Below are 14,906 nucleotides of genomic sequence, written 5' to 3'. Positions count from 1 at the left end.
ATCACCCCCGTTTTTCCTTTTGCTAACACTTTTTGGTTTTTTGTGTAATTAAATTGCTATTCGTCTAAAACGCCTTACCACTAATCCAATTTCCGAAAGCTCATGGTGTTTTATGATCGTTTAACAGCTACCATGGCTACTCCTAGTTAATATATCAGGCCACACACTGGATATTTATTTATGTTTCATACTTAATGATATCTTCCATTGAAATGCCGTTAGAATACTTCATTAGAATCGTCTCTATACATAAATGGCCGAATATTCCTATGGGGTTATAAATGGCCCTACCTGTTTTCTGATCTACTTCTGTTAATACATCATCTCCACCTAAAGAGCCTTCTTTTCCTTCACTAATAAAATATTTTCCTTCCTCATAAGTAATAAATCTTAATTTGGATTCATCATATTGTTTCAACAAATCTTGAGTTGCTTTAGAAACAACCTTCCAATCATCCTGCAAAAAACCAGTGTAACTTGTATTTGCTACAAATAGCTTATTTTCTTCTTTTAGTAAATCACGTATCATAGCTTTACTCAGCTTTTGATCTACAAAAATGTCATAATACTGAATTAGCACATCATCATCTTTACGTTTTGCCAAGTTTCCTTCCAAAACCCATGCATAGCTGTATTTATTTATCTCCTCTAAGGGAATCTCAATAATAGCGCCGGGCACAATTTTTGACAGGGACTTAGCTTTTTTTGTTGAAGCTTTTATATCTGTAATTTGTCTTTCGTTTAGCTCCGGAAAAAATGAATCTCCATTTGTGTTCAATACATGAAGCAATGTTACGAAAAATTCGTCTAAAGCCGGTTCCCTATCCAAATGCTCCTTGGACATTTTATAGAATTTCTCTACCGCATCGTGAAGGATATCCAATCCGTCATCACCGATCATAATGTTCTTGTTTTTATGTTCTTCTTCCCAAATGCCCAATAGAAAGCTCCTTTCAACTCTTTCTTCTCTATTGCAACTGACAGCAAGTATTCATAGCGTTTCTTCCGTATGTATACAGCCGCCTGTCCAGTACTATTTTAAATGTTTCTGTACCTGGACAACCGCAAGCTGTGGAATTAACCAAGGTATCGTCAAACAATCGCTCTTTTGTATCAAAATGGTTGAATCACAAACTCATAATCAACGGTATCTCTTTTTCAGCATAGATCACTTTTTCCATCGTTTAGCTTCATTATTATCTATATTTTAACCGATGCATAGAACTGTTACAATATTCCTAAAATATTTAAGGGATTAAAACCCAATAAAAATTACATTTTTTTATATTCATTGAGCGAAGCAAAAAAGGCTGCCCCCACTCGGGAACAGCCCTTTCATTCGTCTCTGATGCTGCGGCCGAGATTCCACACGGCTCAGCTACAGCGCCGACTTGATCACTTTCTTACCGTAAAGAACGGACAGCAAACCGAAAATAGAATACAGAACGGTGTACAGCACCATCACGATGATCATCGGCGTCCGCACCTCTGCTCCGAATAAGAACCAGCCCGATTGGACAGCAAAGTAACTGTGAGACAGGCCGATAACCAATGGAATTCCGAAATTATACATTTGCTTGATTCGTATCCCCTTCAGAAGATCCCCGCGCGTGAAACCAAGTTTTCTCAAGATCGTGTAATTCGGTTTCTCATCTTCGCTTTCGTCCATTTGTTTAAAGTAAAGGATGCATCCTGATGTGATCAGAAACGTAAGTCCTAGAAATCCTACGATAAACATGGCAAGTCCGAAAAGCGATTTTTGAGCTGTGCTTGCATCGAGGAGCGATAAATGCTGATCGTTTTGATTCACTGTTGCAAACAATTCATTTGCCTGCTGAATCTGATCTTCATCTTTTAAATTGATCCCGTAAAAAAGACTCGACTTCTGCTGTAATTTTGGATCTTTGTCTTGGCTCAGACGTTTAAACAGCGCATCATCCACAACGGCTACAGGCAATCCGCCGCTGGTAAAGTTGAAGGATAAGAGGGACTCTTTTCTCAGCCCTAAATAGTTTAATGGAATCGTCTCATGCTCGCTCTTTACCTTAATGGCCCCCGTCTCTTTTAAAGCCATAAGTTTCTGGAGAAGGTCGTTATATCCTGAGAAAATGACGTCTCCTTTGTGCACGTCAATCCCGTCAATCTCTGCATCGCTGACTACGGCGAGGGGTAATTTCCCCGGGTCACCAGCCATATTTTCAGGATCCCCTTCGACAACTTGTTCCAGATTGAAAGTCGCCTGAATGACATGAATTTCTTTTTTGCTGTATGAAATGTTGTTTTCATCCAATAGTTGTTCGAACCGTTTTGCATCCTTTTGATTTGTCATAGCGAAATCAGCCGCTACATTTTGTTCGGCGGCTTTCTCTGCAGAGTAGTACGAAATATAGCACAAGGATAACAAACCGATCGCCAGTGCCGTAACAGTGGTGATGATCGTTAATAATAGAGCGTTTGATTTCAGCCGGAACATGATCGATGAAAGGGACAGCACTTCATAAATATTTAAGTAGCCTCCTTTGCTTTTGCGGATGATGTTGGAGACAAAGCTGACCGATCCTTTATAAAAGAGGTACGTTCCGATGATAACGGTACCGAGAATAAAGCTCATCGCATAAAACAGCTCATCTATGGTCTTGAATTTTCCGCTGAACAACTCAGTAGAAATGTAATATCCCGACAAAATAAACAAGATGCCCAATAAGCCAATGATCATTTGAAAAACGGATATTCTCTTTACCTTATCTTCCGTAGCTGATGTCGCTTTAAATAATGACAAAATGCTTTGCTTTTTGATAAACGTATAATTCATCACCATCACCAGCAGGTAGATTCCGCAGAATACAATGACAGTTTGCACAAGCGCTTCTCCGGAAAAATTCAATTCGGTTTCAGCTTGAACATCTACTATTTTAAATAAAGTCATAAGCACGAGCTTTGAGATCGAAAACCCGGCAAACACCCCAATGACCAAAGAGCCGAAATACAGCATGACATTTTCCAAACTTAAAATACGGAAGATTTTTTGCTTCCTCATGCCGATTAGCTGGAATAAACCGATTTCTTTACTGCGCCGCTTAATAAAAATCGTATTGGCATACAAAATAAAAACTGCTACTACTGCCACTAGAAGAATGGAAGCTGCTTTCAAAGCCGCTGCACCTTTTATCGATGCCTTCACTTCATCGATCGCCGGATCATACTGCAGCGTAACAAACGCAAAATAAAGCGCCACGCTGAAGATTAACGCAAACACATAAAGGTAATAGTTCCGTATATTCTTTTTCAGGTTGCGGAAGATCAGCTGATTAATACTCATGCTGAACCCCGCCTAACACGCCTTGCGTTTTCATGATGTCCTGAAAGAACATCTGCCTGTCTTGTCCGCCTTTATTCAGCTGCGTATAAATTTGTCCGTCTTTAATGAAAACCACTCTGCTGCAGAAGCTCGCGGCGACGGGATCATGGGTTACCATAATGATTGTGGCCCGGCGCTTTTGATTTAACTGGCTCAGCTTGTTTAACAAGTCTGATGCGGATTTCGAATCAAGCGCACCGGTCGGTTCGTCAGCGAAAATAATGCTCGGTTCATGAATAAACGCCCTGGCTGCTGATGTGCGCTGTTTTTGCCCGCCGGAAATTTCATTCGGATACTTATTCTTCAGCTCAAAGATGCCTAATTCTTTCGCGACTTCCTCAAATTTTTGACCGGCTTCTTTTTTTGATATTTTCGTAATCGACAGCGGCAGAAGGATATTTTCTTTCACTGTCAGCGTATCGAGCAAATTGTATTCTTGAAAGATAAATCCTAAATGCTGCTTCCTGAATTCAGCAAGCTGTTTTTCCTTCAGATTCGTCATCTCAGCTTGGTTGATGTTAATCGTTCCGCCGCTCACCTGGTCAATAGAGGACAGAACATTGAGCAATGTTGTTTTGCCTGAACCTGACGGGCCCATAATACTGACAAATTCACCCTTTTGGATCTGAATGTCAATTCCCTTTAACACTTCGTGTTTATTGTGCTTATTTCCATAGCTTTTTCGTATTTTTTTCGCTTCTAAAATCATCATTTTTAAAATCTCCTTTTGACTGGATATTTTTATTATAGAAAGGAGGACAGCCGTTTTCCTTCGATTCAGCGAACAAAAAAGAAAAGCGTGTGACACTTTTGTCACACGCCAAGCACACGGGAAAATTCGTTCTGCTTCGGAAAAATCAGCGTAAAGGTTGTCCCCGTTCCTGGTTTAGAATCAACCTCGATATGAATCAGGAGCGGCTTTGCCGCTTTTTTCGCCAAATACAGCCCCATTCCCGTGGCGGCCTGATCATGATGCTCCGTTGTTGATGTGAAACCTTTGTCAAACACACGCGGTATATCTTTTGGATCGATGCCCCGTCCAAAATCTTGAACTGCGAGATGCACCTGGCCATCTTGTTCATAGCTTTTAATCAAAATATCGGATGCTTCGCTGTATTTCACTGCGTTTGTCAGCAGCTGCCTCATGATAAAAGACAGCCATTTCGCATCGCTGAGCACTTCCCCGGCCTCAAGCTGTATATCAAACCCGATCCCTTTTGGAATGCACCATGATTGCAAATCTTTTAGTTCTTTAAAGATTAAAGGTTTGAGCTCTAGAGCTTCAAGAGACAAGTCATTTTCGATAAATGACATCCGCTTTTGATGAAGCTGGCGATCGAGCAGCAGGTGAACGCGCAGCCATTCATAGTCGAGTCTCGATTTTAATGATTGATCGTCAATCGTCTCCATGATCAAATGCATGGCGGTAAGCGGCGTTTTGACTTCATGTATCCAGGCCATGAGCTCATCTTTTTCATTCTCCAATGCCAGGCGATGCTGCGCCGCCTCTTGCTTTAACTGTTTCGTTTGTTCGGCTATGCTTTTTTCAATCATCGTTTCGAAAGGCGTTTCCGCCTCTCGAATGTTTGTCACATCGAGATTGTGATCCCATTCTTCCAGGCTTTTATAAAACTTCGTTTCCCTCCGAAAGCGGACGAGTACAAAAACGATAAAAATAAATGAAGACAAATAGGTCATATATAAAATCGATGCAAAAGGAATGGTTGAATCGACATAAGCGATAAACAGAAAGACGATCTGCTGCAAGACAAATATGGCGATCCAGCTTCGCCTCTCGGTCAAAAACGCTTTCAGCATTCTCATCATCCTTCTTCTTTCGCCATATAGCCCTGGCCGACCTTTGTCTCAATATATTGCCCCAAGTTCAAGGTATCCAGTTTTTTTCTCAAACGGTTTACGTTGACCGTCAGCGTGTTATCGCTGACAAAACGCTCATCGTTCCATAAGCTTCTCATCAATTCTTCCCTGCTGACAATTTTGTTTTTTTGGTCGATCAATTGTTTTAAAATGAACATTTCATTCCTCGTCAACTCGATCGACCCCGCCTTATTGCTGACGCGGTTTTGCTCGGGATCAACGGTTGCACCGCACCACGCTTTCTTCAGAATCTCAGGCTCCGTATTATAGTCGTAAACACGGCGGAAAATCGCCTGGATTTTGGCAATCAGCACGTCAAAATGAAACGGTTTCTGAATATAATCATCTGCTCCAAACTGCATGGACATGACCATATCAGCCGGATGGTCGCGCGAAGATAAAAAGAGAATCGGAACGTTGGAACGGGAACGGATCTGCCGGCACCAATGAAACCCGTCATATTTCGGCAGCTGAATATCGATAATGACGCAATCGGGCTTAATCGCCGCAAACTCCTGCATCACTTCGCTGAAATCGTCGATGCCGTACACCTCGTATGACCACCCGGTTAACCGTTCTTTTATTTCCTGAAACAGCGATTCATCGTCTTCGATCAACAGCAGTTTAAACATTTGCCTCACCGCACTTTTTGTCTTTTTTCTAAGTCAAGTGTATAGCAAATCGTTTTCATGCGCTACAGAGAAAAAAGCTGTCCTGTAAAGGACAGCCATTTTAAATATCACAAACTCTCGCCATTCGTTTCGATCACTTTTTTATACCAGTAAAAGCTTTTCTTTCTCGTTCTTGCAAACGTGCCGTTTCCTTCATTGTCACGGTCGACATAAATATAGCCGTAGCGTTTTTTCATTTCGGCGGTGGATGCGCTGACCAAGTCGATCGGGCCCCATGATGTGTAGCCGATTAAGTCGACGCCGTCTGCGATCGCTTCTCTTACTTCTTTTAAGTGATCGCGCAAATAGTTGATTCTGTAGTCATCTTGTATCGAACCGTCTTCTTCGACGACATCGACGGCGCCGAGCCCATTTTCAACAATGAAAAGCGGCTTTTGATAGCGGTCATACAATGTATTCAGCGTAATGCGGATTCCTTTAGGGTCGATCTGCCAGCCCCATTCGGACGATTCAAGGTACGGGTTTTTAACCCCTCCGAGCAAGTTGCCTCCCGTTTTTGCCAAATCTTCCGGATTCGTGCTCGCAACCATTGACATGTAGTAGCTGAAACCGATATAGTCGACTGTGTTTTCCTTCAGAATGTCTTCATCACCTTCAGCCATCTCAATCGCAATTCCATTTTCCTTAAAGAAGCGCTTCATATAGCCCGGATAAGCTCCGCGTGCCTGTACGTCCGAGAAAAACAGCGTTCTTCTCTCATTTTCCATCGCGGCGAGCACGTCTTCCGGTTTTGGCGTCATCGGGTATGTCGTCGTTGCGGCAATCATACAGCCGATTTTAGCGTCCGGAATAATATCCTTGCCTGCTTTTACCGCAAGGGCGCTTGCAACAAATAGATGATGCGCAGCTTGGTACATCGCATTTAACTGGTTTTCGCCTTCTTCAAATACAAGGCCACCGCCTGTAAACGGCGCATGCAGGACCATGTTGATTTCGTTGAACGTCATCCAATATTTCACTTTGTCTTTATAGCGGGTGAAAACCGTTTTCGCATAATGTTCATAGCACTCGATCACTTTCCGGTTTTTCCAGCCTCCGTATTTTTTAATTAAACCGAGCGGCATTTCGTAGTGGGATATCGTCACGACTGGCTCAATATTGTATTTTAATAGCTCATCAAAGAGGCGATCGTAAAATTCGAGTCCCTCTTCATTCGGTTCACTTTCATCACCGTTAGGAAAAATCCGCGTCCAGGCAATCGATGTCCGAAACGCTTTAAATCCCATTTCGGCGAAAAGAGCGATATCTTCTTTGTAGCGGTGGTAAAAATCGATGCCTTCGTGATACAGGTTCAATGACTCCATCGACTCATCGAATGGATACATAACCCCGTTCGGCGACACATCAGCTGTCGAGAGCCCCTTTCCGCCGACATTATAGGCGCCTTCTACTTGGTTTGCGGCAACCGCTCCGCCCCATAAAAAACCATCAGGGAATTTTTTCGTTTGTTCAGTCATATCCTTTCACCTCATCCAAATTTGTCGAGCTTTCCTCTCTCTACGCCAGCGCGATCAGCGCTTCCTCAATGTCAACGCTTTCATCTGTTTTCAAAGACTTGATCGACTGGTACCGGTCCGTATTTGTGATGATAACCGGCGTGATTAACTGATAGCCTGCATCCTTAATCGCATCCATATCAAATGAGACAAGCTGGTCTCCCGGCTTTACAGCGTCTCCTTTATTGACATGCACGGTAAAGTGCTCACCGTTCAATTTCACCGTATCGATTCCGATATGGATAATAATTTCTGCCCCATTGTCGCTAGTGATGCCGAGGGCGTGCTTCGTTTGAAAAACGGTCGTGATCGTGCCTGATACAGGCGACACCACTTTGCCTTCTTCTGGCTCAATGGCAACACCTTTTCCCATGACTTCTCCTGAAAATGTCGCATCATCCACTTCACTCAATGCTTTGACTTCGCCTTTCAGCGGGCTTTGAATAATTTCTTCGGCGGCCGCGTTGCCTTGAGGTTCGTCTTTAGCCTGAACTTCATCTTCCTGTGAAGGCACATCTTCAAACCCTAGCAGATAAGCGATAATCGTCGCTGCAAAAAACGCTATAACAAGGCCAATCATCGCCTGAACGAATGTAGGGCCGATAAATGTCGGAATGCCAGGCAATCCGGCGTTGCCTCCAACAATGTAGGATGCAACTCCTGTGACACCGTAAAAAGCACCGCCGACGGCTGCACCGAGAAGCGCTGAGACAAACGGCTTTTTCAGCCTCATGTTGACACCATACATCGCCGGCTCCGTGATTCCCATCAACGCCGTGATGCTTGTCGTCATCGACAACGATTTGAACGTCTTATTTCTTGAGCGTAAAAAGACTGCGAATGACGCGCCCGCCTGCCCCATATTGGCCAGAAACATGGCCGGCATCAAGTAGTCGTATCCGTTTTGAGTAATATTATTAAGCATAATTGGCACCAGCGCGTAGTGCATTCCCGTCATAATGATGAGAGAGAACGTTCCGGCCAACAGAACCATTGCAATGAGGCCAGCATGCTGGAATAAATAATTCACACCGACAGATAGATAGTTTCCGATAATCGCTCCGAGTGGACCGACCGTGATCAATGTAACGGGCACGACAATCAGCAGGGTGAAAGTCGGAACAAAGATGAGTTTCAAAGAAGTCGGGGTGATTCTATCAATCCATTTTTCTACATAAGATGAAATCCAGATGGCAAGCAAAATCGGAATCACCGTCGACGAATACGTGGCAGCGGTTACAGGCAATCCGATAAAGGAAATGCTTTCCCCTGAACCGAGGAGCGCTGTCAGATCGGGATGCAGAATCGCCGCTCCGATCGCCGCAGCAACATAAGGGTTGCTGCCGAATTTTTTCGCTGCACTGACCGCAAGCAATAAAGGCAGGAAGTAGAACGCACCGTCGCCGATAGCAGTCAGAATAGTGTGCGCCTGGCTATTCTCGCTCAGCCAGCCGAACGTCACGGCTAACGCTATAATCCCCTTGATCATACCCGCACCGGCGATCGCCGGCAGAATCGGTGTAAATACGCCGGAAATGACATCAAAGATGGCGCTCATCACATTTGTCTTTCCTTCTGCTTTCTGCATGCCAGCCTTTTCCTCGCTCAGTCCGCTGTTTTCGATAATCGCTTTGTAAACGTTAGGCACATCATTTCCAACGATAATCTGAAACTGGTCGCCGCTGATGTTGGTGCCCATTACAGCCGGAAGACTTTCCAGTTTCGCGCGGTCTGCCTTCGCATTGTCATAAAGGTTGAAACGCAGTCTTGTCATGCAGTGAATCACGCTCTGTACGTTCTCTTCACCGCCCACGAGTTGTAAAATGTCCTTCGATACTTTATTATAATCCATATGAGTACCTCCTCTTTTGGGGGAATCTGCCGGACTGAAGGTGGCCGCCTTCACCCGGCTTTTTTATTGGCTTGGAACCGCAATGAATCCTCGGAATCTCACATCACCTCCTCATTTTGGGTATAAAAAAAACCTAAATTACGCCGGCTTGAACGGGACGATGTCCCAGAAAGCTGTACGCAACTTAGGTTTTGCCTGCAAAAGCAGTAACAATCCTTAAGAAACTTGCTGATATTAGTCTGTAACTATACTGTAGCACCTGTTTTTGTTCATGTCAACGCTTTCATTACAATTGTCTCATAAAAAATAGAATACACGCAAACTAGAAACTAAGACTTTATACCTTTATTTCTATGTTTTCTAGCTTTCGCCGCCTTTTTCATAAGCAATGCAGGGTTTCGCCTTGCTTTCCTTCGCGCTGCCGGCTGTGCAACTGCGTCTTTCGGTTCCTGCTGCTTATGAAGAATGAATCCGGCGGCCATGAACGGAATCCCTGATAAGTTTGTGAAAATGTTTTTAATGCCCATCGCTAAAATAAAAGAGCCCCATGGAGAAAACGGATCTTTTTTGATTTTCACGTAAGCGGTGATTTCCAGGGCAATAAAAATGACCGACTGTACTAAAATTACAATCAACAAGCACAAAATGAACAAGAGAGCCAAATTAAACAACGTGCCTGAGTAGATCATCAACTTCAGCGCGGCCACGAAAGTCCCAGCCTCCATATATCCGTCCGTGACATTCGGATTCCAAACGGCATAAACGTCAAATTGATGTTTGAAATGAAAAAACAAAAATAATATAAACAACCAATATATGCTATGTAAGCTAATGCCTAATAAAATGAGTCTGTTTGCTGCTTTGTTTTGCAATATTGTTCCTTCTTTCGTTTATGATTGAAGAGAATGAAACGTCTCTTCCTGCTTTGGCGGAAACGCCTTTATTTCGTTGCTGTCCAGGTCTTCCTGTAATATGCAAACCTTTTGAATCTGCCTGTTTTGATAATGGTGAAAATAGTAGCTGCACGTCTCGCTGCACATCACCGCCGTATATTGGGTGTAATCGTCTTCGCCATTGTCAGTTATGACAATCCCTTTGGGAATATTCATATGGGAGAGAATATGAAACGCGGCAGAAACGCCTTCTGTTTCATCGGACACGGGCTTCATGTGCTCTTTCAAAACTGCTGCCCTGACAAAACGGGATGGCGGTGTAAAGTCTCCCGGCAATCCGGACAGCCCGGAACCTTGGCCAAAAGCCGACAGCGTCAGGTCTCCCATCTTTTTCGCGGCAAACTGTCCCGGCTGAAGACCGATATAATTGCGCAAATTGGTCAAATGCCAAGGAAAATCCGGACTGTTCGTCAGCACGCCGACCGGATTATCATGAATTTGAATGCCTCCGGCCGCCGGTTCAACAACGATGCTCGCACCGAAGCGGTCCGTTAATAGCCAATGAAGCGGCGTCACCGTACTGAGCAAGCTGACCTCTCTCTCAACAATGTTTACGGAAACAGCCGCTTTTTTCACTTCCTCCAAATCGCCGCATTCCGACAGCACCCATGTCACAAATTCGTGCGGCGCAAGATTGCGGCATTGCTCTTTCGTCTCGCTTTCATACACAGCATAATCCGGGAAATAAAGCGCCGCGCAAGACAATCCTTTTTCATTCACACCATCAGCAAACAGCGCATTATTGAGCCTTCTGCCCATCCCGATAAACGCATACCGGCCGGCATGCTCGCTGCCGTCTGCTTCACTTTTCCATTTGTAGCGACGCGGATGCAACAGCACTTCCCCGTTAAGCTCAAAATCAAAATCCATCGTCCTCGCCAATAAATGCTCCCGACCCGCAGTCATCAACGTGATACTTGTACACATTGCGTCTCATCCTTTTCGTTTGATATTACACTTCGTGAACAATTTATTTCCATGTTATCGAATTGGAAATGATTCGTCAAAATGAAAGGGATTAAGATAAAAATGACCTCCAGAACAGAGGTCATTTTTAATCACATCATTTACTCCCCCAAACCGCATCTCCCTCACGAGACAACGCACTAAACGTCATCACTTTCCGCTCAGAAGCTGCATCCCACTGGCGCAAAAATACACCGTCATATGTTTTTCCGTCGAGCTTGAGTTCGATTTTGTTGTCTCCCGTGTTCTTCCACGTCCCGGCCGCTGCGCCGGTTATTTTGCCGTTTTGATTTAAGCGGATTTCTTTCGATTCTTTAATATCTGCGGATATATCTTTACCATGACGCACCAATTCGTAGGCGCCAATCACATCTGACTTTTTCACCTTGTCGAGCTTCTCTCCGGCATAGCGGTGAGGGGCGGCAACCGGCCAGCCTTGTTTGTTCATCAACAGTTGGTGGACGCGGACTTCGTGCTCCTCGCCCCGTCCCGGGAAGCGGGTGTGGAAGATTAAATACGATTTGCCGCTTTTTTCATCGTAAAAGGCAGAGTTATGGCCCGGCGATACATAGCCGTTTTGATTGCTAAATGAGAAATTTCCCATCAGTTTGACACCGTACGGTTCGATTGAACGATCGTCAAACAACGTTCCTTCTTTGCCACGGACGTCAATCGTCGCATGGCCTTCTGCGTCGTAATAAGGGCCGTCAGGGTTTTTTGAGCGGGCGACGCGAATGTTGTACCCGCCGTCAGCGGCAAGCCCTCCGAAGGACATGTACAGGTAGTAATACTGTGTTTCAGGATTGTAGAGAATGTATGCGCCTTCAATCCGGCTGTGATTGCCGCCGATCAGCTTTTTGCCGTACCCCTGTCCCGGAAGCGGAAGTCCGGTTTTCTTATCCATTTCTAAAATAAAAATTCCCCCGGAATAGGAGCCGTACACCATCCACAGCTTTCCTTTTTGATCAAAGAATGTATGCGGATCGACGACATTTGGGTGCTTTGTCGCGTCATAAGGCGTGCCGTCATTGCTGATCCCGTCCATTCCCGACTTCAGGAAAATGCCTTTATTTTTGTATGGGCCTTCAATGTCGTCCGCGACAGCAAGTCCGAGCGCAGATCTCGGAGAATCCCCGCGGCAGGCGTTGTAATACATATAAAACTTGCCGTCCTCAAGCTGGGTGACATCAGGCGCCCACAACGTATCAGATTCAGCCCATTCAAAGGCCTCTTTTAATTCTTCATATACGTTCGGAATCAGAGGATTGCCGTCGTGGACACTCGAGGAAATTTGCGTCCATTTCATGAGGTCCGTCGATTTGGCCGAAGCTAAATGGGAGCCGAAGACATAGTACGTGCCATTCGCTTTAATAATGGATGGATCGTGAACCGCCACTTCTGAAAATACAGGTTTTTGAGTTTGTGCAGAAGCTTGGTTTGGCGCGAAACATGCAGCCATGATGAAAAGCAATGCAAGGACTTGGATGAAACACTTTCTCATATTCATTTGTTCTCCTTTCTTTTGAAGCGCTTTCATTTTTTGACAATTCATCATATGCTGCTTATCCAAGGTTTATTACGAACAAAAAAGCTCCCGACAAAGTCGGCAGCCTAAGTTTATTTCCTCGCTTTATGCACTTTCAGCAATTTCCCTTTCACGGTTGTGTTTTTCATCGCTTCTAAGACGAGCGGTCCTTTGCCGTTTAAAATTTCAACGAATGAACCTTGCTCTTGTATCGTGATAATCCCAATATCCTCAGCGGAGACGCCGTCAATTTTAGCAATCGTCCCAACGAAATCAACAGCTCTCAGCTTCTTCTTTTTTCCCCCGTTAAAGTAGAGCCTCATAATTTCTTTATTTAACGATTCGCTCTTGTCCTGTTTAAGCTCAGGCTTCCTATTGATTTTCTTTTGAAATGCCGCTTTTGCCCGTACAATTTCTTCTTTTGACGGCGCCTCAATAATAGGAATGGAAAAACCGATATAGTCTTCAATGTCAGCGATCATCCTTTTTTCACGCGGACTGGCAAGCGTAATCGCTTTTCCCCGGCTGCCGGCTCGGCCTGTTCTTCCGGTACGATGCACATAGCTTTCTTGATCTAATGGCAGCTCATAGTTGATGACATGTGTGATGTTCTCAATATCGATGCCCCTTGCCGCTACATCTGTCGCGATTAAATAGCGAAACGCTCCCCGTCTAAAGCGGTTCATCACGGCAAAACGTTCCTCCTGAGGCATGCCGCCGTGAATTTTCGCGCACGGATAACCCAAACCGGCTAAGCGCCGCTGCAACTCATTCACTTGCTCCTGTGTGCGGCAAAAGACGATGCAGCTGTCCGGATTCTCAACAATGAACAGATCCACTAAAAGCGAAAATGGATCATTTTCATTTACAATGATCAGTTGATGCTCGATATCTGCAGTTGTCGTACCGCCTGCTTGAATCTCGATTTTCAAAGGGTCTTTCATATATTGAAGGGATAGATGCTCTACATCCTCCGGAAAAGTTGCTGAAAACAGCATCGTCAGCCGTTCTTCAGGCAAATGGCGGATGATCGCTCCTACTTGATCGATAAATCCCATATTCAGCATTTCATCGGCCTCATCGATGACAAGGTATTTCAGTTTTTCTAATGGAAAGGTCCCTTTTTCAATGTGATCCAATACGCGTCCAGGTGTCCCGACAACGATATGGCATTTTTGCTTGAGCTCTGTTTTTTGCCGTTCAAAGGACGATTTCCCGTAAACAGCCGCTGCTTTTATTCTTTTATAGCGGCCGATGTTCGTCAAATCCTCCTTAACCTGAGCGGCAAGCTCGCGCGTCGGTGTCAAAACCAAAGCTTGTGGTTTGTTCTCTTCCCATTCTGTCAGCTCACAAAGCGGAATTCCGAACGCGGCCGTCTTCCCGCTCCCCGTTCGCGATTTCACCACAACATCCCGCTTTTTAAGCGCCGCGGGAATCACTTCGCTTTGCACCGCAGTCGGCTGCTTATACCCTAAATGATCGAGCGCTTTCGTAATATCGCCGCTTAATGCATAGTCTTTAAAACTGGCTTTGTTCATGCATGAACTCCTTTTGGTCATATGATTTCCAATGAATGATGGTGTTATGAATGTGATTATACGCGAATCATAACTGATTTCAAAAGGACATGAAAAACGGGCTGTAATAATCGCAGCCCTAAGAAACACCCTAATTAACTTATAAAGCTGTTAACACAAAAGAATGATAAAAGAAACGACTGTTTTTTAAACATTCAATTTCCCTTTTAAAACATTGAAGAAATCAAAAATATATTTATGAGCAAAACAAATATAAAAATAATACCCATTAACCGTTGCAACAGAAATGGGAGCCGGTATAAAACAACTTGAACCTCATAGTTAACCGACCATGCGAAAAACAAAAAAAACCGAAGCAAATCGCTTATCCACCCATTCGGCACTTCATATATATTGTATTCATATATTTTTATTACCCATGAGGGAGCGATTAAAGAGTATATAGCCATTATTAAGTTGACAGTTAATGAAATATAAAGTAATGAACTTGGAAAAGGTACCATATCATTTAATGCATAACTAAAAAAGATACTTATGAAAAGAAATACTAAAATACCTTGTATAACATTTGACTTCTTAAGTATTCTTTTTCGTGGGCTGGTAAATTGCTTTTTTGTTTTAGTACCATACATCAAAGAAAGTAAAATT

The 14,906-nt window shown here is 44.0% G+C and carries 11 protein-coding genes; all 11 read right to left on the bottom strand.

All coding sequences use genetic code 11. From position 1 onward, the window contains the following. Positions 1-178: 178 nt before the first annotated feature. The 11 genes from LQ247_RS00835 to LQ247_RS00785 all read right to left on the bottom strand — a co-directional run bounded on the left by LQ247_RS00835 (position 179) and on the right by LQ247_RS00785 (position 14,258). Complete coding sequence (locus LQ247_RS00835) at positions 179-940, bottom strand: hypothetical protein (RefSeq protein ID WP_035338050.1); 762 nt, start codon at positions 938-940, stop codon at positions 179-181. A gap of 438 nt (positions 941-1,378) precedes the next feature. Further along, positions 1,379-3,319, bottom strand: coding sequence for an ABC transporter permease (locus LQ247_RS00830; protein ID WP_096748408.1), 1,941 nt, complete (start codon positions 3,317-3,319; stop codon positions 1,379-1,381). Continuing rightward, positions 3,309-4,070, bottom strand: a complete 762-nt coding sequence (locus tag LQ247_RS00825; RefSeq protein ID WP_020453508.1) for an ABC transporter ATP-binding protein — start codon at positions 4,068-4,070, stop codon at positions 3,309-3,311. The genes LQ247_RS00830 and LQ247_RS00825 overlap by 11 nt, the downstream gene beginning before the upstream one ends. A gap of 101 nt (positions 4,071-4,171) precedes the next feature. Continuing rightward, positions 4,172-5,176, bottom strand: a complete 1,005-nt coding sequence (locus tag LQ247_RS00820; RefSeq protein WP_231005422.1) for a sensor histidine kinase — start codon at positions 5,174-5,176, stop codon at positions 4,172-4,174. A 5-nt stretch (positions 5,177-5,181) separates the two neighbouring features. Further along, positions 5,182-5,868 (bottom strand): response regulator transcription factor, encoded by a 687-nt coding sequence (locus LQ247_RS00815; RefSeq protein ID WP_020453510.1) that lies wholly within the window; start codon positions 5,866-5,868, stop codon positions 5,182-5,184. Between the two features lie 107 nt (positions 5,869-5,975). After that, a complete protein-coding gene (locus LQ247_RS00810; protein ID WP_023856895.1) occupies positions 5,976-7,385 on the bottom strand; it encodes a glycoside hydrolase family 1 protein in 1,410 nt (469 codons plus the stop codon). A 40-nt stretch (positions 7,386-7,425) separates the two neighbouring features. Beyond that, a complete protein-coding gene (locus tag LQ247_RS00805; RefSeq protein WP_231005420.1) occupies positions 7,426-9,276 on the bottom strand; it encodes a beta-glucoside-specific PTS transporter subunit IIABC in 1,851 nt (616 codons plus the stop codon). 329 nt (positions 9,277-9,605) lie between these two features. Next, the gene (locus LQ247_RS00800) at positions 9,606-10,085 is read right to left on the bottom strand and encodes a hypothetical protein (RefSeq protein WP_231005418.1); all 480 of its coding nucleotides are present in this window, start codon (positions 10,083-10,085) and stop codon (positions 9,606-9,608) included. 81 nt (positions 10,086-10,166) lie between these two features. Continuing rightward, positions 10,167-11,156, bottom strand: a complete 990-nt coding sequence (locus tag LQ247_RS00795) for a choloylglycine hydrolase family protein (protein WP_231005417.1) — start codon at positions 11,154-11,156, stop codon at positions 10,167-10,169. Positions 11,157-11,292: 136 nt separating this feature from the next. Then, positions 11,293-12,702, bottom strand: a complete 1,410-nt coding sequence (locus LQ247_RS00790; protein WP_425332682.1) for a glycoside hydrolase family 43 protein — start codon at positions 12,700-12,702, stop codon at positions 11,293-11,295. 110 nt (positions 12,703-12,812) lie between these two features. Continuing rightward, entirely contained in the window at positions 12,813-14,258 is a 1,446-nt protein-coding gene (locus LQ247_RS00785) for a DEAD/DEAH box helicase (RefSeq protein WP_025810549.1), read from the bottom strand. Between the last annotated feature and the right edge of the window lie 648 nt (positions 14,259-14,906).

This window comes from Bacillus sp. BS3(2021), assembly GCF_021043345.1.
GTDB lineage: Bacteria > Bacillota > Bacilli > Bacillales > Bacillaceae > Bacillus > Bacillus paralicheniformis.
This window is presented reverse-complemented; position numbering and strand designations above follow the sequence as displayed.

What these genes read in the sequence shown, in the direction of transcription:
- LQ247_RS00830 (WP_096748408.1), bottom strand. Translation starts at nt 3,319, where the DNA reads ATGAGTATTAATCAGCTGATCTTCCGCAACCTGAAAAAGAATATACGG.
- LQ247_RS00825 (WP_020453508.1), bottom strand. Translation starts at nt 4,070, where the DNA reads ATGATGATTTTAGAAGCGAAAAAAATACGAAAAAGCTATGGAAATAAG.
- LQ247_RS00820 (WP_231005422.1), bottom strand. Translation starts at nt 5,176, where the DNA reads ATGCTGAAAGCGTTTTTGACCGAGAGGCGAAGCTGGATCGCCATATTT.
- LQ247_RS00815 (WP_020453510.1), bottom strand. Translation starts at nt 5,868, where the DNA reads ATGTTTAAACTGCTGTTGATCGAAGACGATGAATCGCTGTTTCAGGAA.
- LQ247_RS00810 (WP_023856895.1), bottom strand. Translation starts at nt 7,385, where the DNA reads ATGACTGAACAAACGAAAAAATTCCCTGATGGTTTTTTATGGGGCGGA.
- LQ247_RS00805 (WP_231005420.1), bottom strand. Translation starts at nt 9,276, where the DNA reads ATGGATTATAATAAAGTATCGAAGGACATTTTACAACTCGTGGGCGGT.
- LQ247_RS00795 (WP_231005417.1), bottom strand. Translation starts at nt 11,156, where the DNA reads ATGTGTACAAGTATCACGTTGATGACTGCGGGTCGGGAGCATTTATTG.
- LQ247_RS00790 (WP_425332682.1), bottom strand. Translation starts at nt 12,702, where the DNA reads ATGAATATGAGAAAGTGTTTCATCCAAGTCCTTGCATTGCTTTTCATC.
- LQ247_RS00785 (WP_025810549.1), bottom strand. Translation starts at nt 14,258, where the DNA reads ATGAACAAAGCCAGTTTTAAAGACTATGCATTAAGCGGCGATATTACG.